This is a genomic window from Pseudoduganella sp. GW821-FHT05F09, assembly GCF_059419605.1.
This window is the reverse complement of record NZ_JBWKSD010000001.1, coordinates 504827-524481: the sequence shown is the minus strand read 5'-3', so window position 1 is coordinate 524481 and position 19655 is coordinate 504827. Positions and strand designations below refer to the sequence as shown.

14 protein-coding genes are annotated in these 19655 nt (G+C 67.2%); 6 read left to right on the top strand and 8 right to left on the bottom strand.

What is annotated here, in order from left to right:
* Positions 1-69: 69 nt before the first annotated feature.
* A complete protein-coding gene (locus AC07S4_RS02185) occupies positions 70-1755 on the bottom strand; it encodes a hypothetical protein (protein ID WP_494985026.1) in 1686 nt (561 codons plus the stop codon).
* A 164-nt stretch (positions 1756-1919) separates the two neighbouring features.
* On the opposite strand from AC07S4_RS02185, the gene AC07S4_RS02180 reads away from it, so the two are divergent.
* The 6 genes from AC07S4_RS02180 to AC07S4_RS02155 all read left to right on the top strand — a co-directional run bounded on the left by AC07S4_RS02180 (position 1920) and on the right by AC07S4_RS02155 (position 9824).
* Entirely contained in the window at positions 1920-5207 is a 3288-nt protein-coding gene (locus tag AC07S4_RS02180; protein ID WP_494985025.1) for an nSTAND1 domain-containing NTPase, read from the top strand.
* Positions 5208-5291: 84 nt separating this feature from the next.
* On the top strand, positions 5292-5492 hold the full coding sequence (locus AC07S4_RS02175; RefSeq protein WP_494985024.1) for a hypothetical protein: 201 nt from the start codon (positions 5292-5294) through the stop codon (positions 5490-5492).
* A 102-nt stretch (positions 5493-5594) separates the two neighbouring features.
* Positions 5595-6881 carry an HlyD family secretion protein gene (locus AC07S4_RS02170; protein ID WP_494985023.1) on the top strand — a complete coding sequence of 429 codons (1287 nt, stop codon included), beginning with the start codon at positions 5595-5597 and terminating at the stop codon, positions 6879-6881.
* Between the two features lie 13 nt (positions 6882-6894).
* A complete protein-coding gene (locus AC07S4_RS02165) occupies positions 6895-9012 on the top strand; it encodes a peptidase domain-containing ABC transporter (protein WP_494985022.1) in 2118 nt (705 codons plus the stop codon).
* Between the two features lie 39 nt (positions 9013-9051).
* On the top strand, positions 9052-9429 hold the full coding sequence (locus AC07S4_RS02160) for a hypothetical protein (RefSeq protein ID WP_494985021.1): 378 nt from the start codon (positions 9052-9054) through the stop codon (positions 9427-9429).
* Positions 9426-9824: a cupin domain-containing protein gene (locus AC07S4_RS02155; protein WP_494985020.1), complete on the top strand. Its 399-nt coding sequence runs from the start codon at positions 9426-9428 to the stop codon at positions 9822-9824. The genes AC07S4_RS02160 and AC07S4_RS02155 overlap by 4 nt, the downstream gene beginning before the upstream one ends.
* A 13-nt stretch (positions 9825-9837) precedes the next feature.
* On the opposite strand, the gene AC07S4_RS02150 is transcribed toward AC07S4_RS02155, so the two are convergent.
* The 7 genes from AC07S4_RS02150 to AC07S4_RS02120 form a co-directional block, all read right to left on the bottom strand.
* Complete coding sequence (locus tag AC07S4_RS02150) at positions 9838-11505, bottom strand: peptide chain release factor 3 (protein ID WP_494985597.1); 1668 nt, start codon at positions 11503-11505, stop codon at positions 9838-9840.
* A gap of 97 nt (positions 11506-11602) precedes the next feature.
* On the bottom strand, positions 11603-16297 hold the full coding sequence (locus AC07S4_RS02145) for a PilC/PilY family type IV pilus protein (protein WP_494985019.1): 4695 nt from the start codon (positions 16295-16297) through the stop codon (positions 11603-11605).
* Positions 16298-16320: 23 nt separating this feature from the next.
* A complete protein-coding gene (locus tag AC07S4_RS02140; RefSeq protein ID WP_494985018.1) occupies positions 16321-16914 on the bottom strand; it encodes a pilus assembly PilX family protein in 594 nt (197 codons plus the stop codon).
* Positions 16902-18083 carry a PilW family protein gene (locus AC07S4_RS02135; RefSeq protein ID WP_494985017.1) on the bottom strand — a complete coding sequence of 394 codons (1182 nt, stop codon included), beginning with the start codon at positions 18081-18083 and terminating at the stop codon, positions 16902-16904. Before AC07S4_RS02135 ends, AC07S4_RS02140 begins: the two co-directional genes overlap by 13 nt.
* The gene (locus tag AC07S4_RS02130; protein WP_494985016.1) at positions 18083-18523 is read right to left on the bottom strand and encodes a type IV pilus modification PilV family protein; all 441 of its coding nucleotides are present in this window, start codon (positions 18521-18523) and stop codon (positions 18083-18085) included. The genes AC07S4_RS02135 and AC07S4_RS02130 overlap by 1 nt, the downstream gene beginning before the upstream one ends.
* A gap of 7 nt (positions 18524-18530) precedes the next feature.
* Positions 18531-19181 (bottom strand): prepilin-type N-terminal cleavage/methylation domain-containing protein, encoded by a 651-nt coding sequence (locus tag AC07S4_RS02125; protein ID WP_494985015.1) that lies wholly within the window; start codon positions 19179-19181, stop codon positions 18531-18533.
* Positions 19169-19591: a type IV pilin protein gene (locus AC07S4_RS02120; RefSeq protein ID WP_494985014.1), complete on the bottom strand. Its 423-nt coding sequence runs from the start codon at positions 19589-19591 to the stop codon at positions 19169-19171. Before AC07S4_RS02120 ends, AC07S4_RS02125 begins: the two co-directional genes overlap by 13 nt.
* Between the last annotated feature and the right edge of the window lie 64 nt (positions 19592-19655).

Here is a 19655-nt window from a genome sequence, read left to right as displayed (position 1 = left end):
TTCGACCGGGCGTTTTTTATTGGCGGCGCCGCCATGGCGGCTTACGCGCTGCGCGCTAACCCGCCATTCTCACCAGCCCAGGTCGAGCTCGATATTGCCGTCTTCGTTGAGCTGCACGCGGCGGCAGCCCGGCTGGGGACCGGACGGCAGCACCAGCTGCCCGGCCATCTGGTTGAACAGCTCGGTCGCCGCGACGCTGAAACCGGCCACCACCTCCTGCTGCACCGCGCCCAGGCTGGCCGGGTTGCCTTCCCACTCATTGCTCAGCTTGTTCATATTGAGCAAATGCCCCAGCGCGTCCGACACCATATACATGCCCACCACGCCGGAGTCCGTCGCCGCCGGCGAGCGCTTGGGCGTGACCGCCACGCGGATCGCACCCAGGTCGTCGGCCAGGAACTGCAGGCGCATGGCCCAGTGCATGGTGCTGCGCGCCCAGCCCTTGCCCAGGTTGACCTTGCGGTTGAACAGCGCCATCTTCTGGCTGGCCCGGTCCCATTCATAGCGCATCAGCGAGCTGTACAGGTCAACCGTCAGGCGCGGCACGCCCATGCTGTCCGGCTGGCTGGACACGGTCACGCTGAACTGCAGGTCCTGCTCCGACTCCCGCACATGGGACAGGCGGTTGCCTTCGCGCCAGTGCAGCAGCACGTGGTCGCGGTAGCCCCAGCCGCCTGAATTGGGCACGAACTGGGCGCGCACGCCGTTGTCCATGGTGGCCGAGACGCCGGATTTCTCGTTGAACGACTCTTCCCGGTTCAGCCCGCCATCCAGCGCCACGCGCAAGTTGCGGTAGTCCGGCAGCTGGTTCAGCCGGTCCTGGATGGGGTCGATCAGCAGCGGTTTCAGGAAGCGCTTGAAAAACACCTCGCGCGACAGCACGGCGCGCGCCGCGCAGCCGGGCGCGTAGCCGGGGCGCACCGCCGCCAGGCCGGGGCCGCCCGCCACGCCGCGGCCGTCCGAGCTGGCCTTGCGGCCCAGCATATGCAGCAGATTCAGGGTGCCGGCCGCCGCCACGCTGACGCTGCCGGCCTGCAAACGGCTCAGCGTGTCCTCGCCCGGCGTGGCGCGCACGGCGGCGTAGCCCAGCACGAAGGCGGAGCCGGTTTCCGCCAGGCCTTTCAGCCAGGCGCCGATGAAGTTGACAAAATTACCAGCCAGCACCGGATTGTCCGTGCCCAGGCTGCTGCGCGACTCGTCGGCGTGCATCAGGTCGCTATGGTCGAAGTCCAGGGTCAGCGCGTGCAGGCGGTAGCGGGTTTCGTCGAAGCGCATCAGGGCGCGCGCGCAATCGGGGCTGGCGCCGCGCAGCGCGTCGTCCAGCGTCACCGGCGCCAGCTGCAGTTTGACATTGAAGGTCAATTTCCACCCAGCAATAGACTGTTTGAGCACGCTGCTGCGGTTGCCGAAGGCGTTGTAGAAGCTCATGTTGCCGCTGGTAAATAACAGCTCCAGGCTGGCGCTGCGCGGATTGGCGGCGTCCAGGGTCAGTTGCGGCACGGCAACCCGGACCCGGTCTGCGTCCGGTCCGCCTATCACCAGGCCCGACTCTTCCAGGTTGCCGACGAGCACTTCGGATGGCAGCTTGCCGGATTTTTGCAAGCCGGCAAACTGCCCCCGCAAGGTCTCGGGCGCGAGCGCCCAGACCAGATCGTAGCCGCCCAAAGCGGCCGGCGAGTGCAATGCCGAGCCGTGGGGAGGCAAGCTCATGGTGCGCATGCCGCCCGCCTCGACGGCGTTGCTAAAGGTAAACATGGAAACGTTTGACATCTTATATTCTTTCTTGAGGAACTGCTAATATCTAGCCTGATTGCATGGATGTACTGTAATGTTGATTACCTTCCGGCGCCTTCCTGAAATCTTCCGGCGATGCAAGGCATTGATTTTTATCAAGAAATAATTTGATCATAGGCAGCACAATGAGCGATAGGGGCTTTCGTTTCGGCGAATGGCAAATCAATCCAGATAGCAATACGTTGCATAATGGAAATGAAAGTAGTCAGTTGGAACCGCGAGCAATGGACGTTTTGCGCTATTTGTGCCGCCACGCCGGCGCCGTGATACCTGCCGAAGAGCTGCTGCAGAGCTGCTGGGGCAACGCTGAGCTGGGCGACAATCCGGTGCACAAAGCCATCACGCAGCTGCGCCGCGCGCTCGGCGATTCGAGCACCGAACCGCGCTTTATCGAGACCATCCGCAAGCGCGGCTACCGCGCCATTGCCCCCGTCACCGCCAACGTGGCCGCCGACGAAGGCGGCTGGCTGCAGGGCTCACCCTTCCGCGGCCTGGAAGCTTTTCAGGAAAACCACGCCGCCGTATTCTTCGGCCGCATGCAGGCCATCGCCCAGTTGCGCGACCTGGTGCGCAAGCAAACCACCGGCGGCTGCGCCATGGGACTGGTGCTGGGTCCGTCCGGTTCCGGCAAAACGTCGCTGGTGCGCGCCGGCCTGCTGCCGCAATTGATGAAAAGCCTGAGCAGCGTGGCCGAGCCGGTGGCGCTCGAATGCACGCTGTATATGGACTGCGCCGACCTGGCCGAAGGCGGGCTGTTCCAGGCGCTGGCCGCCGTGCTGCTGGATACCGAACTGGACGGCAAATTGCTGTTCAGTGGCGACAATGCCGAAGCGCTGGCCAAGCGCCTGGAAAGCGCGCACAGCGACGCAGTGGTGGAACGGCTGCGCCACGCCGGCCGCCGCCCCCGCGTAGGCCTGTTTATCGACCGCCTGGAAGCCATCTTCCGCGCGCCCGGCATGAACGACGACACGCGCGGCCGCTTTATTGCCCTGCTGGAACAGATGGCGCGCTCCGGCGCGGTGCTGGTGATGCTGGCCTGCCGCAACGATTTCTACCCGGATGTGATCGCCCTGCCCGCGCTGATGGCGCTCAAGGCGCGCGGCGGCCACTTCGACCTGAGCCCGCCCGAGGGCGCGGACATTGCGCAAATCGTGCGCCAGCCCGCCCGCGCGGCGCAGCTGCGCTTCGAGCAGGACCCGGTCAGCGGCGCCAGCCTGGACGACGTGCTGTGCGACGCCGCGCGCGGCAGCCCGGACACCTTGCCGCTGCTGCAATACTGCCTGAACGAGCTGTACCGCCAGCGCGGCGAGGACGGCACGCTGCGCTTCTCGGTGTTTGCCGAGCTGGGCGGCATCGACGGCGCCATTGCCGCGCGCGCCGAGCAGGTGGTGGAGGCGCTGGAACCGTCGCAGCGCGCCGCCCTGCCCCATGTGCTGTCGCTGCTGGTGGACTTGTCGGAAGAGCAAGGGCCGGTCACGGCGCGCCGCGCCGCCTGGTCCTCGCTGGACGGCGCCGAGGCGCAGGCGCTGGTGCGCGCGCTGGTCGAGGCGCGCCTGTTCGTCAGCGAACTGGCCAGCGACGTGGCCAGTTTCGGCGTCACGCACGAGGCGCTGCTGCGGCGCTGGCCGCGCGTGGCCGACTGGATAGAACAGCACAGGCACGCGCTGCAGGTGCGCACCCGCATCGGCCACGACGCTGAACGCTGGGCCGCCGCCGGCCGCCCGCGCGACCTGCTGCTGCCGCGCGGCAGCCAGGTCAACCAGGCCCGCGCGCTGCTGGACATGGACGGCTTTACGCTGGCGCCGCAGGAGCAGGAATATGTGCGCGTGTCCATGCAGAAAGTGAAGCTGGCCGAGCGCCTCAAGCTGGCCATGATGGCGGGCGTGACCCTGCTGGCGGTGCTGGCCGTCATCCTCGGCATCGCCGCCCGCAACGCCGAGCGCGACGCCGAGCAGCAGCGCACCGAGGCAGAAGGCCTGATGAGCTATATGCTGGGCGAATTCGTGGAAAAACTGCGCCCCCTGGGCCGCCTCGACCTGCTCGACGGCATCAGCGGCAAGGCACTGGCCTATCTGTCCGCCGCGCAAAGCAAGGACGCCAGCCCCACCACGCTGGAGCAGCGCGTCAAAGCCCTGCACGTCATCGCGGAGGTGAATATCGCGCGCTCCAACGCCGCCAAGGCCACCGAGGCGCTGCAGGCCGCGCACGCGATCCTGCTCAAGCTGGAGCGCGCCAGCAGCGACCGCAAGGCGCTGTACAAGGCGCTCGGCGCCAACGCCTTCTACCAGGGGCAGATCCATCTGTCGCGCGCGGAGCTTGACCCGGCGGAAAAGTTCTTCAAGGAATATCGCGAGCACAGCAACAGCCTGGCCGCCAGCGCCCCCGATGATGCGGACGGCTGGATGGAGCAATCCTTTGCGCACAGCAACCTGGGCGTGGTGGCGATGCGCCGCAGCCAGTACGAGGCGGCCGCCGACGCCTTCGCCAGGTCGGTGGAGTTGAAACAGCGCGTGCTGGCCACCGGCACCGGCACCCCGAAACTGCCAGCCGACCTGGCCAACACGATTTCCTGGCTGGCCGAAGCCAAGGCCAAGCAAGGCTTGCTGAGCGAAGCCATGGCCCTGTACCAGCGCGAAGAGGAACTGGTGCGCCCGCTGCACACCTCGGCGCCCAGCGACGCGCTGTGGACTTACCGCCTGGCCAACGCGCTGACCTACCAGGGCGAATTGCGCCTGGCGCTGGGGCGGCGCAGCGAGGCGCGCGCCAATCTGCACGACGCCGAGAGCCTGCTGCGCGACGTGGTGAAACAGGACCCCAGCAATCGCCACTGGCTGACCAATCTGTACTGGGCACAGCTGAAACTGTACGACCTGGACAGCGACCTGGGCAATGCCGCCGAAGCGCTGCCCAAGCAGCTGGCCTTGCAGCAGAACCTCGCCACGCTGCGCGCGCTGGACGGCAAGGCGCAAAACGACCGCATCCTGCAGCTGACCGCGGTGGCCCAGCAGTCGCTGGCGGCCACCCAGCTCAAGCTGGACATGCTGGCCGACGCCCGCCGCCAGCTGGCCGAAAGCACGGCGATCCTGGAACAGCTGTACCAGACCCGCAAGGACGCGACCCAGCCCAGTCCGCCACTCGCCAACGCCCTGCTGATGCAGGCGGACCTCGACCGGGCGGCCGGCAACGGCGCCGCCGCGCGCAGCGCCTGCGTCAAGGCGCAGCAGGTGCTGGCCGGCCTGGCCGAACGCAGCACCGACTACGCGCTGCTGGCGCCGCACGTGCGCGCCCACATGTGCACCGGCACGTTTGCGGCCGCGGCCGCGCAGCAGGAACGCCTGCAGCGCATGGCCTACCAGGAGGTCCATTACATGCGGGCATTGTCCGCCGCCGCGCCCGGCAAAGGCGCGCCATGAATTTTTTTTGCAGTTGCAGTACCCCGGATGCATACGTCCGTTCCCTGAGTAGTTCCCACCGCCGTTAAATTTAGGAGCCTTACCATGAAATCGATCTTCTCCGTACTGAGCAACGCTTTCAGCAACACCGCCGCCCCTGCCGCCGCGGCCCCAATGCGCAGCCTGTCCGCCGCTGAAGTGGCGTCGGTGGCCGGCGCGCCGGAAATCGGCCACGACGGCTTCCCGCTGGCAGTCACCACCACGCTGGCAGTGGCGGTGGCCATTCCGCTGCCGGTGCTCGGCTAAGGCAAAGTCCGCCCCCAAGGGCGGACGTCATCCCAAGCAGCCGGGCCACCTTCGGGCCGGTCCGGCTTACACCCAGTCTCATACCCATATGACAAGCCCAGCATGAACAGCCTGTTCCGCGAACAGGCCATCCACCACAAAGCGCACCGCCTGCACGGCGCCGTCATCCTGGCGCGCACCTGGAGCTACCCTGCGCTGACCTTGTTCTTTTGCGGCCTGATTGCCGCCATCATCATTTTCGCGCTGCACTTCGGCTTTTCGCGCAAGGAAACCGTGAGCGGCATGCTGGTGCCCGAGCGCGGCAGCGTGCGCCTGGCCACGCCGCAAGCCGGCGTGATCAGCCGCCTTTACGTCGGCGAAGGCCAGGCGGTGCGCGCCGGCGACCCGCTCTACCTGCTGTCGAGCGAGCGCACCAGCGCCAGCGGCGCCACCCAGGCCGCCATCAACCAGTCGCTGCAGGCGCGCATCGCGCATTTGCGGCAGGAACTGGAGCAGCAGGGCCGCCAGCGCGGCAACAAGGGCGAGGAGCTGGCGCTGCGCCTGGCCAGCCTGGACGCAAGCTTGCGCCAGATCGACGGCGAACTGGCGCTGCGCCGCCAAAAAGTACAGATCATGCGCGAAGTGAGCAGCAACGTCGCCGAACTCGCGCGCGACGGCGCCGTCTCGCGCAACGCCGCCAGCGACAAGGCGGCCGAATTGATGGAGCAGGAAGCGCGCATCGCGGCGCTGGAAGGCAGCCGCCTGGCCACCCAGCGCGACCTGGTGGCGCTGGCCGCCAGCCGCGCCGACCTGCCGCTGCAAAGCGGGCGCGAGGCGTCGCAATTGCAGCGCGACATAGAAGCGCTGAAGCAGGCCGCCAGCGAAAGCGAAGCCCAGCGCGAGCTGCTGGTGCGGGCCGGCCAGCCCGGCCGCGTGGCGGCCATCGTGCTCGACCAGGGCCAGGCGGTGGCGGCCGACCAGCGCGTGGCCAGCCTGCTGCCGCAGGACAGCGTGCTGGAAGCCGAGCTCTACGTGCCCACGCGCGCGGCCGGCTTCATCCGCCCCGGCACCGAAGTGCTGCTGCGCTACGACGCCTTCCCCTACCAGAAGTTCGGCCAATACACGGGCCGCGTGCGCCAGATCTCGCAGGCCACCGCGCCGTTCGGCGAGCTGCAGCGCGCCGCCGGCTACGCCGCCACGGGCGCGGGCGCGGCCGGGGCCGCCGCCCTGGGCGCCGCCGACCCCGTCTACCGCATCCGCGTCCGGCTCGACGCGCAACAGATCACCGCCGCCGGCCAGCGGCGTCCCCTGATGCCTGGCATGCAGCTGGGCGCCACGCTGGTGCTGGAACACCGCACGCTGGCCGAGTGGGCGCTGGAACCGCTGCTGGGCATGCGCGGACGCTTATAAAGAAAGTAGCTGAATGATCAACCTGGGATGGCGCCGACTAGCGCCGGTCTTCCTGCAAACGGAAGCGACGGAATGCGGCCTGGCCAGCCTGGCCATGGTGGCCGACTACCACGGCTACCGCACCGGCCTGGCCGCGCTGCGGCTGCGTTTCCCCATCTCGCGCAAGGGCGCCACGCTGGAGAGCCTGATGCGCATCGCGCGCGCGCTCAAGCTGGAAAGCCGGCCGCTGCGGCTGGAGCCGGCCAACCTGCCGGAACTGGCCCTGCCCTGCATCCTGCACTGGGACCTGGACCATTTCGTGGTGCTGGTGGCGGTGTCGGCGCGCCACGTGGTGATACACGACCCGGCCGTGGGGCGGCGCCGCCTCACGCTGGCCGAGTTCGGCAAACACTTTTCCGGCGTGGCGCTGGAACTGCGTCCGGCCAGCGACTTTCGCCCGGCGCGCCAGGAGCTGCAGTTCACGCTGCGCGGGCTGATGGGCCATATCACGGGACTGCGGCGCGGCCTGGGCCAGATCCTGCTGCTGAGCCTGGGGCTGGAAACCATCGCCATCGGCCTGCCCTTCTTCCTGCAATGGGTGGTCGACCAGGCCCTGCTGTCGGCCGACCGCGACCTGCTGGCCACGCTGGCGCTCGGCTTTGGGCTGCTGGTGCTGATCCAGGCCGCCATGACGGCGGTGCGCGGCTGGTTCGTGGTGGCGCTCAGCACCAGCATGAATTTCCAGTGGTTCGGCAACGTCTTCTCGCACATGATGCGCCTGCCGCTGGAATACTATGAAAAGCGCCACGTGGGCCGCATCATCTCCAGCTTCGGCTCCATCGCCGCGATCCAGAAAACGCTGACCACCGGCTTTGTGCAGGCGCTGGTGGACGGCGTGATGGTGGCCGGCACGCTGGCCATGATGGTGCTGTACAGCGGTCCGCTGGCCGCCGTGGCCGTGGGCGCCGTGGCGCTGTACGCCCTGCTGCGCTGGAGCCTGCTGCACGCGCTGCGCGACGCCACGGCCGAGCAAATCATCCATGCGGCGCGCCAGACCACGCATTTCTTTGAAACGGTGAACGGCATCCAGAGCGTGCGCCTGTTCGGCAAGGGCGAGCAGCGCCGCGCCGGCTGGCTCAACATCCTGGCCGAACAGTTCAACGCCGAGCTGCGCATGCAGCGCCTGAGCATCAGCCACGATACCGCGCGCACGCTGCTGTTCGGCGCCGAGCGCGTGCTGGTGGTCTGGCTGGCGGCGCGCGCCGTGCTGAACGGCCACTTCACGGTGGGCATGCTGTTCGCGTTCATCGCCTACCAGGACCAGTTTTCGCAGCGCCTGGGCGCGCTGATCGACAAGCTGGTGGAGTTCCGCATGCTGCGCCTGCACGGCGAACGGGTGGCCGACATCGTGCTGACCGGCACCGAGCCGGAAGGCCCGCACGACGCCGACGAACCCGATTTGCCCGCCACAGCGCCCAGCCTGGAGCTGCGCGGCGTGGCCTTCCGCTACTCGCCCACCGAACCGCTGATCTTCGAGCAGCTGGACCTGAAGATCGCCGCCGGCTCCTGCGTCGCCATTACCGGCGCCTCCGGCTGCGGCAAGACCACGCTGGTCAAAATCCTGCTGGGCCTGCTCACGCCCGAGCATGGCGATGTGCTGGTGGGCGGCGTGCCGGTGGCGCGGCTGGGCGTGAGCAATTACCGGCAGATGATAGGCACGGTGATGCAGGAGGACCGCATGTTCTCCGGCTCGGTGGCCGAGAACATCAGCTTCTTCGATCCGGAACCGGACTGGCAGCGCATCCGCGCCTGCGCCCAGCAGGCAGCGGTGCACCAGGAAATCGAAGCCATGCCCATGGCCTACAACACCATCACCGGCGACAACGGCATGGGCATCAGCGGCGGCCAGCGCCAGCGCATCCTGCTGGCGCGCGCGCTGTACCGCCGGCCGCGCATCCTGGTGCTGGACGAGGCCACCAGCGAACTCGACATTGCCAACGAGCAAAGCGTCAACGCCACCATCCAGGCGCTCGGGCTGACCCGCATTATCGTGGCGCACCGTCCGGAAACCATCGCCATGGCCGAGCGCGTGCTGGTGGTCAGGAACGGCCGGCTGGAACAGGAATCCCGCGCAGTTTCCCTTGTTTTGTAAAAAGAGTAAGATAGGGCTTCATTGTTCAGGAGGACGGCCATGAAGCAATCGATCAAGGCGGCTCTGATTTCGGCGCTGCTATTTCCGGGCCTGGGCCAGATACTGGTGCTCAAGCGCTTCGCGCGCGGCTGCATCTTTTTGCTGCCCACGCTGGCGGGCGCGGTGACCATCTTGCGGGTGGTGGCGGTGCAGGTGAATGTGCTGGCAGGCCAACTGGCCAACGGCACCCTGCCCTTCGACATCACCATGATCGCGCAGCAGATCGCCGCGTCGCGCACCAACGGCCCGGCCATGACGGCGGCCACGCTGGCCTGCGTGCTGTGCTGGTCGGCCAGCATACTCGACGCGATTCTGTTCGGCAACGACCAGAATTACCACCATTCCCAGCATCCCCACCCCCAGCAAGGACAGCAATGACAGCGACATTGACCCGGGCCGCATGCGCCCTGGCCGCCGCCCTGGCGCTGGCCGCGCCCGCGCAGGCGCAGAACACCGGCATCAAGCGCACCGTGGTGCTCAAGGCAGACGTGTCCGTGCCCGGACGGGAAGCCGTGGTGGCCAATGTGGAGCTGGCGCCCGGCGCGGTGGCGGGACGCCACAGCCATCCCGGCGACGAGATCAGCTATATACAGGAGGGCGAGGGAGAATTGCTGATCGACGGCGAAGACCCGCGCCGCGTGAAAGCGGGCGAAGCCTTCGTGATCAAGGCCGGCGTGGTGCACGACGCCCGCAACACCGGCAGCGGCACCATGAAGCTGACCGGCGTGTACGTGGTGGACAAGGGCAAGCCGCTGGCCACCCCCGCCAAATAAGGCCTGGTCCGGCTTAGGTCAGCTTGGCCGCGTGCTCGCGGGTAGCGTGGAACTGCAGCTTGGGCCAGCGCTCCTGCGTCAGGCGCAGGTTCACGCTGGACGTTGCCAGATAGGCCATATTGCCGGCCGCGTCGTAGGCCACGTTGTGGCCCAGCGCCGCTTCGAAGTCCACCAGGGCCTTCTTGTCGTCCGACGACACCCAGCGCGCGCTGCTGATGCTGGTGCCTTCAAACACGGCGTCCACGCCGTATTCGTTCATCAGGCGGCTGGCCACCACCTCGAACTGCAGCACACCGACCGCGCCCAGCACCAGTTCGCCGCCCTGCACCGGCTTGAAGACCTGCACCGCGCCCTCCTCGCCCAGCTGCTGCAAGCCTTTGTGCAGCTGCTTGATCTTCAGCGGGTTGCGGATGCGCACCTGGCGGAAGAAGTCCGGGGCGAAATACGGAATGCCGGTGAAGGTCAGCAGTTCGCCTTCCGAGAAGGAGTCGCCGATCTGCATATTGCCGTGGTTGGGCAGGCCGATGATGTCGCCGGCGTAGGCCTCTTCCACCTGCTCGCGCGAGGAAGCCATGAAGGTCACCACGGACGACACTTTCACTTCGCGCCCCAGGCGCAGGTGCTTGACCTTCATGCCGCGCTCGAAGCGGCCCGAGCACACGCGCAGGAAGGCGATGCGGTCGCGGTGCGCCGGGTCCATATTGGCCTGGATCTTGAACACGAAGCCGGTAAACGGCTGCTCGGTCGGCTCGACCACGCGCACGGTGGCGTCGCGGCCGCGCGGCGCGGGCGCCCAGTCGACCAGCGCCGACAGGATCTCGCGCACGCCGAAGTTGTTGATGGCGGAGCCGAAGAACACCGGGGTCTGCACGCCGGCCAGGAACTGCTCCAGGTCGAAGGGATGCGACGCGCCCTTGACCAGCTCGACTTCCATGCGCAGCTGATCCATTTCCAGCGGGAACATTTCCTGCAGGCGCGGATTGTCTATGCCCTTGATGATTTCCACCGCCTGGTCGGCGCTTTCCGAACCGGCGCGGAACAGCAGGATCTCGTCGTTCAGCAGGTGGTACACGCCGCGGAAGTTCTTGCCCATGCCGATAGGCCAGGTCACCGGCGCGCACTGGATCTTGAGCACCGATTCCAGCTCGTCGAGCAGCTCGAGCGGATCGCGGCATTCGCGGTCCAGCTTGTTCATAAAGGTGACGATGGGCGTGTTGCGCATGCGGCACACGTCCAGCAGCTTGATGGTCTGCGCTTCCACGCCCTTGGCCGCGTCGATCACCATCAGCGCCGAGTCCACCGCCGTCAGCACGCGGTAGGTGTCTTCCGAGAAGTCCTGGTGGCCGGGGGTGTCGAGCAGGTTGATGATGTGGTCGCGGAACTCGAACTGCATCACCGAGGAAGCCACGGAAATGCCGCGCTGCTTCTCGATCTCCATCCAGTCCGAGGTGGCGTGGCGGCCCGATTTGCGCGCCTTGACCGTGCCGGCCATCTGGATCGCGCCCGAGAACAGCAGCAGCTTTTCGGTCAGCGTGGTTTTACCCGCATCCGGGTGGGAAATGATGCCGAAGGTGCGGCGGCGCAGGGTTTCGCGCGCGATCAGCGCGGGCGTCTTGCCGCTGGAAGCTGCCGGCGCGTCGTCCGGGGTGTCTGGAATGCTGTTGTCGATGTCGTTGGCCATGTTCGCGACCATAACAATGGCCCCGCGTAAAACCTGCTATTTTACACGGGGCCAGCCTTACTCTCAATCTCGCCTTGCCGATGCCTTGATCGATTCCTTAATCGATCTTGATCCTGCGCCAGCCGGCGCGGTGCGCGGCGGTCGATTCCAGCTCGATCAGTGGACGGGTCAGGGTTTCGCCCTTGGCGGTGGTGGTGATCATCTTCAGCTCGCCCTTGGGCAGGCGCACGATGATGAAGCCCACCGCCGCCGAGGTGTTCGACAAGGTGCTGCCGGCGATGTTGCCGATCGCCGCGTTGCCGTTGCACACATTCAGCGCGTAGGCGTTGCTGGTGCCGCCCACCGAGCACGACGAAGACGAGGTCGGCAGATTGGTCACCACATTGGCCACGCCGCTGACCACTTTCGGGTCCAGGTTCATGCGCTCGCCCTTGTTCAGCGACCAGTCGAAGTACCAGCCGTCCTGCGTCACCAGGTTCACCGGATTGCTGCTGATGGTGTAGGTGTTGGTGTTGCTGCTCGAGCCTTGCAGCGCCAGCGTCTGCTTGACCATGCCGGTGCCGCGCGCCGCGATGCAGGGCGTGGTGCTGCAGGTGTCGGCGTCCTTCACCACGTACAGGCTCTGCAGGTCGACATTCACCGTGTCCGGCACGTCCAGCAGGCGGCCGGTGCCGAACAGCACCACGCGCTGGGCGATATTGGTGATCTCGCCGGTGGTGGCGTTGGTCTGCTGGGCCGCGCACAGCGTGATGTCCGGGCGCGTGGTGATGGGCTGCAGCGCGCCGGTGGTGGCCATCTGGCGCACCGTCGCGGCGGCCGCGTCGAAGCGCCACAGATTGCCGTCGTTGTCGCCGCCGTACACATAGGTCACGGCCGGATCGGTGGCCGGGTTGTTGGTGATGGCGGTGATTTTCGCCAGGCCGGACGGCGTGGTGGTGCTGCCGGCGCCGGTGTCGATCTTCTGCAGGATGGCGCCGGTGGCCACGTCGATAATGAACAGGAAGCCGCGGCCGGTGCCGCCGGCCACGCCGTCGGTGCCGGGCACATTGTTGTAGCCGGAGGTGACGAACACCACCCACTGGCCGCGCCAGGTGCCGAACTGCGGATTGCCGAAGGTCAGGCCGAGGTCGGCGTCGGCGTGCGCGCACACGGCGGCGTCGGCGCAGGTTTCCCACAGCGCCTTGGGCGCGGTGGGGTCGGTCACGTCCAGCGCGTAGTAGCCGCGTCCGCCGCCGTTCAGGCCGGCCACCAGCACGGTCTTCCACGTGCCGCCCACCTCCACGTCCGCCACTTCCGGCGAGCCGTCGGTGGTGAACTGGTGGTTGGTGCCGTAGGTGGTGCTGGCCAGCGCGTGCAGCTTCTTCATGGTGATGCGCGGCACATAGGCCCACAGCTCATGGCCGTCCGAGGCGCGGAAGGCGTGCAGCATGCCGTCGTTGGCGGCGGTGAACACGGTCGGCACGCGGTCGGCGGTCCACTTGGTGCGGTAGGCCTGGTAGGTGGCCGACGGATAGCCCTTGCGCGGCTCGCGCAGATAGGCCGGCTTGGACGAGGCGATGTCGCCCAGCACGATGGGCACCGGACCGGACTGGCCGGCCGGCGTGGTGGCCGTCAGGCTGTAGGCGCGGAAGATCTCGTCGTTGGCGTAGGTCTGCTCGCCGCGCAGCCAGTTCACCAGATTGGCGCCGCTGTTGACGATGGCGCGGTCCGTCGTCGACAGCAAGGTGCATTGCGCCAGAGCGGTGCACTTGTTGCTGAACCAGCCCTGCATCAGCGCCGAGCCGCCCATATTGGCGTAGCGGAATTCGGTCAGCGCGGTGGCGCCGCCCGGGTCCAGCATGTAGATGGTGCGCCCGCCGCCCGTGGCCGGCGTGCCGGCGGCGCCGGCCACGGCCTGCGGGCCGACCGTGTCCGAGGTGGTCCAGACCGGCGTGGTGCCGACGATGCCGGTGGCCGGATCGATCTTCTTGTCCGACAGCTCGCCATACCATTTCACGGTGGTGAAGGTATCCGAGAAGATGTCGTTGTCCTGCAGCGAAATATTCGGCGTCGAGGTCGCGGCGGCGGCGGCCGCGCCCACCGTCACCTGCATATTGGCCAGCGCCGAGGCCAGGCCCTCCACCACTTCCTTGGGCTCGTTGGCGCTGAAGTACTTGCCGTGGCCGGCGATGGCGGCGTGCCACAGGTCGTCCACCCGCTCCTGCACGGTGCTGGCGGTGCTGGAGGTCTGCGGGTCCGGCCACACATAGGCGCCGTTGGCGTTCCACGGGCAGCCCGAGGCGGCGCCGGTGATCAGGTTGTAGAAGTCGCCGCCCGGCTTGGGCGCGGTGTCGTAGTTGGGCTCGTAGGTCATCACGCCGTCCATGCCCAGGCCCAGCGTGTAGGTGTTCATGTGCAGGTGGGTGTTCTCGCCGCCGGCGGCGGGCACCTGGCCGGGCTTGGTCATATCCGGTTCCAGCGAGGGCCGCAACGACACGGTGCCGTCGCTGGAGCCGCCGTTGTACCAGTGCAGCGCCACGTCCGAGATCGAGGGCTGGGACTGGTCGCGCTTGTCGACGCAGCCGCGCGCCTGGGTGCAGAAACGGGACGGATCTTCCACGTTGTCGTTGTTGACCACGTTGGCGGTGGAGCTGCCGTTCCAGTAGCCGTCCGTGGTCAATATCAGGAAATTGGGCTGGCAGGGGAACTGCACCACCTCGTTGCCCGCGCTGTATTCATAGGGGCTGAGATTGGCGTACATGCGGCCCACATTGTCCATCGCCGCGCGGATCGGGGTCGAGCCGCTGGTGGTGGTGTTGTACAGCGTGCTGTACCAGGTGGTGCGCGCGGTGCCGACGAAATCGGTCGGCTTCATGTCGATGGTGGCGCCGGCCGCCGCTTGCGACAGGCGCACGAAGCCGGCCCGGTAGTTGCTGTTGAGCGCGGCGAAGGCGATGCCGACCGAGGTCTTCATCATTTGCAGCCGGCTCTTGTAGTAGGTGTACCAGTTGGCGAAGTTGGTCATCTCCTCCGCGTAGGTGCAGCTGGAGGCGCCCAGGCAGTCGATGCGGTCCGGGCCTTTCGGGTAGGTCGAGCCGGAGGTCAGGTTGACGCGCACAAAGGTGCTGGGCGGCTCGCTGCCCGACGAAATGGCGGCGGTGGTGGTGGGAATGGCCTCGCTCACGGCGCTGGAGGCCGCCACATAGCCGGCGCCGGCGGTATAGCTGAAGGTCAGGCCGCTCACGCCGCCGCCGCTGGGCGTGTTGGCGTTGTTGTTGATGGTGGTGTGCACCAGGCAGATCTTGTTGTTGCCGCTTTGCGCCGCGCAGGTCGGTGTGACGCTGTTGCCTGCCGCGTAGGCCTGGATGGTGCCACCGTTGCCGATCTTGTTGATGATGGCCGTGGTCGCGGAGGCAGCGCTGACGTTGCGGCCGATTGACAGGGTGCTGGAGATCAACTGGGTGCTGGCCCAGCTCAGGTCCGTCAGCGCTGGGCTGCCGGAATTGGAGGTGGTGCCGGAGATGGTGACGATGGCGGTGGGCGACACGCGCAGCACGGCCGGCGTGACCGTCACGCTGGGCGCGTTGACGGTGATGCCCCAGCCGGCGCGGCTGTTGTCGCTGACCGGCAGGCAGGTCGTGGCCGACTTGGCGCCGCTGCACACCACGGCCACCACCGCCACCACGTTTTCCGCCGTGAGGGTAATGCCGTAGCTGGAGCACGGCGGCACCGTGGTCTGGCCGATCGGCGTTTTCACGCAGGCGTAGTACTGGTTGGTGAGCCCGGTCTTGGCGATGATGCTGGCCGCCAGCGCGCTGGCCATGGTTTGCTGCTTGAGCGCGGTGTTGGTGCCGGCGGGCGCGGTGACGGTGCCGTTGGTGATGGTGCGCGCCGTGCTCGGGTCCGGTATCGTCACGCTGGTGATGGTCATCGAGGCGCTGCTGGTGGTGGCGCCGATGGCGATGGTGCCGAAGGCGGCCACGCCGCCGCTGGCGGTGGAATAGCGCGGATAGGTGTAGCTGCCGACGCGCTTGGCCTGGCAGTTGATCAGCGTGGTCTCCTTGCACCAGCGCACTTTCACCGGCACCGGGTAGCCGGCCGGCGCCGTGCCGCCGGCCGCCGTGGACTTGCAGGTGGTCATGCTCTCGTCGGTGCAGAATTCCGCCACCGCGATGTTGAAGTAGTAGGGACTGGTGGAAATCGCCACCGCGCTGCGGTAGGTGTTGTCCGGATAGCTGTAGGTGGCGGTGTTGACGCGGCAGTCGCTGGTGTTGTTCGGGTCGCACCACTTGAGGTCGGGGAACTCGGTCAGCAGGTTGATTTCGGTGTCGTTGGCGGCGTACAGGTCCTTGTTGTAGACGCCGAAAGCGTCGCTGGCTACCTTGGTCCAGCCGGTGGTGTTGGCCGAGGTCTGTTCCTTGTAATAGCTGCCGTCGGCCTTGATCGCGGGCTGGTAGCGGATCTTGGGATTGTAGTACTGGCGGTTGAAATCGGCCGCCATGAAGGGCGGATGGCCAACGTTGCAGGCCATGATGCCGTTCGACAGCTTGGCGCTGGAGCGGCACAGGTTGTCGTTCACGTAGTCGGGCGTGTAGTGCTGCTCCATCGAACCGGAGTTATCGAACAGCAGCATCAGATTGGGTTTGACGGTGCCGGTGCCAGCGATGTTCAGCAGCGGCACTTGCGCAATCTGCGTGGTGCCGGCCCAGGCGGCCGGCGCCAGCAGGGACGCCGACAACGCGGCCAGAGCGGCGGCCAGGACAGCGCGTGCAACCACGGCTGCCAGCCCCGGCTTGTAGGTGAGCTTGTTCATATTGTTTCCTGTCTTAAAGGGCCTCAAGGACCCATCATCACCACGGACTGGGTCACGACGTTGCCGCCGCGCGGACCATAAATGCGCGCTGTAATCACATAGTGCAGTTCGGGCATGGTGGCGTATTCGGAGCGGTCGCTCGACAGGCTGAGCCCGAGGCCGGTCTGGCTGGCCACCTTCTGCTTGGCCGCCGCCAGGGTGCAGTTGTTGGCCGGCGCGGTCGAGTTGTAGGCGCCGGGCAGCATGCACATGCGGTGGATCACGTACTGGATGCGGTTATGGGCGCTGTCGTCCACATAGGCCGAACCGGCCCAGAAATCCGGGTGGTTCACGCCCTGGTTGGGCGCCATCGAGGCCACATAGCCGGCCGCCGGGATATTCGCCACCAGCGTGGACTTGGGCTGCGTGGCCAGGAACTGGAAGGCCGTGTGCAGCCCCAGGTCGGCCGCCTTGGCCAGCGAGGAATCGTAGGCCAGGTTGCTGGTGGTCATGGTGCTGGAATTGGTCGAGCGCAGCAGGTATATGCTGCTGAGCATCATCACCGCCAGCATGATGAGCATGACGGGCAGCGCCACGCCGCGCTGGCGCAGCCTTGGAGCGGGGTTCAGCTTTCCCATGTCGGCCTCCAGCCCGCGTTGCGGATAGGGATAATGGTTTCAAACACGCGGTAGCGGTAGCACTTCCAGCTCACGCTGTCGCCGGGCTGCGCCACTTCCACCGTGACCGGCACCGCCGTCACGTTGGCCGGGCTGGCGGTGGCGAACACCACCGGCTTGGCCGTGCTGGCGCTGCACTGGCCGCTGGCGGCCGACGGCTTTTCCGGGACCTTGCTGCGCGCCACCACGGCCACGCGGATGGCCGCCACCTGCTGGTAGTCGCCGGCGCTGCCGGTGGCGGCGTCGCCGTCGGCGTTGACCATGGTGTTGGACCACTGCGCCACCTGCAGGCCGGTGGCCGGATTGAAGGCGCCGCTGGCAAAACCGTACTGCGCCTTGAGCGCCACGATGCCCTCCACCACCGTCGACGGCGCCGCCATGGCGCCGGCCAGGTTGGAGGCGCGCAGCATCAGCACGCTGTTCCGCACCGACCAGGTGTGCAGCGCCAGGCTGCGCGCCGGCCCCAGGTTGTAGACCCGCGCCAGGTTGGCGGTGAAGCCGGCGCCCAGGCCGTTGCGGTTGTAGCGCGATTCAGCGTTGGCCGTGAAGGTGAGCACGGTGCCGAGCGGGTCGGCGCTGAGCTGGGCCAGCGCGCAGTTGCCGCCGCGCGGCTCCGGCACCACGACGATGGCGTCGCCCTTCAGGAAACCGAAGGGCGCGGCGGTGGAGATGCTGAGCGTGTCGCCGCCGGCATAGTTGTCGCTGACCTTGACCGAGCCCACGCCGGTGGGCGAGCTGCCGGTGTTCAGGCTGATCTGATCCGAGCCGTTGGCGTTGTTGGTGATCACCACCGCCGCCAGCGGCGTGACGGCCACGCCGCCGCGGTCGGCGGAGGCCAGCGCGTAGCCGCCGGTGTCGGAGAAGATGGTGTTGCAGCCGGCGACCAGGTCGTCGTTCATGCCCCAGCCCGCCTGTGCCGCGTCCTCGGTGATGGAAAACAGCGCCAGCATGCCGTTTTGCATCTGGTCCGAGCCGCCCAGCGAGACCGACTTGTTCTGTTCCGAATTCACGATCAGCCGGGTGGCGAACATAATGGCCAGCATGCCGACCGTGACGGCCACCATCAGTTCGACGATGGAAAAGCCGCGCGCGGCGCCGCGCCGGCGGGAGATGGAAGACAGGCGGCGCATCAGGTCACCCTCGCGACATAGGAAGTGAGCACATGGCGGTTCTCGGCGGAGCCGGTCTTGCGCGTCCAGCGGATGCTGATTTCCACCATGGTGGTGGTGGCGCTTTGCGTCACCAGCCGCACCGCCACCTTGGCGCCCGGGATCTGCAGCTTGGTTTCCGCCAGCCAGGGCGCGATGGCGCTGCTGGGCGTGCCGTTTTCGGCCAGCGCGTAATTGCCCAGGTTGGGCAGGTCGTTGCTCATGATGCCGAACAGCTTTTCGCCGGCTATGGTGGCTTCGGCGCGCATGCTGGCGTCCGACAGCGCCGAATACGAGCGCGCCTGCAAGCCCACCGTGCCGAGCAGGCCGATGGCGAGGATGACGATGGCGATCATGGCTTCCAGCATGGCCACGCCGCGCTGGCGGTAGGCCGGGGGCCGGGGAAGACGGTAGTTTTTCATGGCGTGCTCACGGTGGGCAGGCGCGCGAGTCGGGCGCGGCCAGGACGGGGTTGCACTTGATGGCCAGGCCGGACAGCGACACGGCCACCGCCACCGGCGCGATTTCATTGGCGTGCGGGCCGGCCGGATCGAGGCGGATGCGGCTCAGGCGGTCGGCATAGCCGGTGTCGACCCAGCCCAGCGAGGTGAAATACACGGCAGAGGTGCCTTCCGGCTCCAGCTTGGGCGCCAGCATGTCGCTTTGCGGCAAGGCGTCCGCCGGGCGCAGCACGGACTTGTAGCCGTTCACGCCTTCCGGATCGGACGGCGCCGGCGTGCTGGTGGTGGACCAGGTGCCGCTGCTGTCGTTGCAGGGCACGCCCGGCGCCGGGAAGCACACGTCGACCTGCCAGTCCATCTGGCCGTTGTTCACGTTCGGCGTCAGCACGATGCGGCTGGCGGCGTTGTGCAGCACCGCCTGGCGGCGCGCCATGGCAAAGCCGTCGGCATAGAATTCGCCGGCCGAGACCGCCTTGTTGCCGCTGATCCAGGTCGCCATGCTGGGTATGCCGATGGCCGCCAGCAGCGCCAGGATGGCCAGGCCTATCATCAGCTCGACCAGCGTGGTGCCGCGCTGGCCGGCCTGGCCCGGCTGGCGAGGCCGGCTTAATTGCCGCATACGCCCCCCGGACGGTCGACCCAGCAACTGGTGCTGGTGCCCCACTCGGGCGTGGCGGTGGTGGCGCGGCCGCCGTTCTGGTCCACCGTGTAGGTAAAGCCGGAAGCCTTGCCCTTGCCGGTGGCCGTGATCACATAGGCCGACGCGGTGGCGTTGGAAAGGGTGTAGTCGAAATTGGCGGTCGAGGCCGGGAAGTTGCTGGCGTTCTGGAAACCGTCGTAGCTGCGGGTGTTGGCCCAGAACTGCTCGGCGGCCGGCTGCGCGCCGCCCAGCGAGGTGAAGGCCTCGGTCAGCCGGGCGCGCACCACATATTTGCTGTAGGCGGGCAGCGCCACTGCGGCCAGGATGCCGACGATGGCCACGGCGATCATCACTTCGATCAGCGAGAATCCTTGCTGGCTGCGTTTCATCTTGGTCCGCTCCGTTATGTTGTCATAGGTCATGACAGCATGGTAGCGCCCCTAGCTTGCATTT

Excerpts from the sequence above, each read along its gene's own strand:
- AC07S4_RS02175 (WP_494985024.1), top strand. The coding sequence starts at position 5,292 with ATGAAATCGATCTTCTCCGTACTGAGCAACGCTTTCAGCAACACCGCC.
- AC07S4_RS02150 (WP_494985597.1), bottom strand. The coding sequence starts at position 11,505 with ATGGCCAACGACATCGACAACAGCATTCCAGACACCCCGGACGACGCG.
- AC07S4_RS02140 (WP_494985018.1), bottom strand. The coding sequence starts at position 16,914 with ATGGGAAAGCTGAACCCCGCTCCAAGGCTGCGCCAGCGCGGCGTGGCG.
- AC07S4_RS02145 (WP_494985019.1), bottom strand. The coding sequence starts at position 16,297 with ATGAACAAGCTCACCTACAAGCCGGGGCTGGCAGCCGTGGTTGCACGC.
- AC07S4_RS02185 (WP_494985026.1), bottom strand. The coding sequence starts at position 1,755 with ATGTTTACCTTTAGCAACGCCGTCGAGGCGGGCGGCATGCGCACCATG.
- AC07S4_RS02120 (WP_494985014.1), bottom strand. The coding sequence starts at position 19,591 with ATGAAACGCAGCCAGCAAGGATTCTCGCTGATCGAAGTGATGATCGCC.
- AC07S4_RS02125 (WP_494985015.1), bottom strand. The coding sequence starts at position 19,181 with ATGCGGCAATTAAGCCGGCCTCGCCAGCCGGGCCAGGCCGGCCAGCGC.
- AC07S4_RS02155 (WP_494985020.1), top strand. The coding sequence starts at position 9,426 with ATGACAGCGACATTGACCCGGGCCGCATGCGCCCTGGCCGCCGCCCTG.
- AC07S4_RS02180 (WP_494985025.1), top strand. The coding sequence starts at position 1,920 with ATGAGCGATAGGGGCTTTCGTTTCGGCGAATGGCAAATCAATCCAGAT.
- AC07S4_RS02160 (WP_494985021.1), top strand. The coding sequence starts at position 9,052 with ATGAAGCAATCGATCAAGGCGGCTCTGATTTCGGCGCTGCTATTTCCG.
- AC07S4_RS02135 (WP_494985017.1), bottom strand. The coding sequence starts at position 18,083 with ATGCGCCGCCTGTCTTCCATCTCCCGCCGGCGCGGCGCCGCGCGCGGC.
- AC07S4_RS02165 (WP_494985022.1), top strand. The coding sequence starts at position 6,895 with ATGATCAACCTGGGATGGCGCCGACTAGCGCCGGTCTTCCTGCAAACG.
- AC07S4_RS02130 (WP_494985016.1), bottom strand. The coding sequence starts at position 18,523 with ATGAAAAACTACCGTCTTCCCCGGCCCCCGGCCTACCGCCAGCGCGGC.
- AC07S4_RS02170 (WP_494985023.1), top strand. The coding sequence starts at position 5,595 with ATGAACAGCCTGTTCCGCGAACAGGCCATCCACCACAAAGCGCACCGC.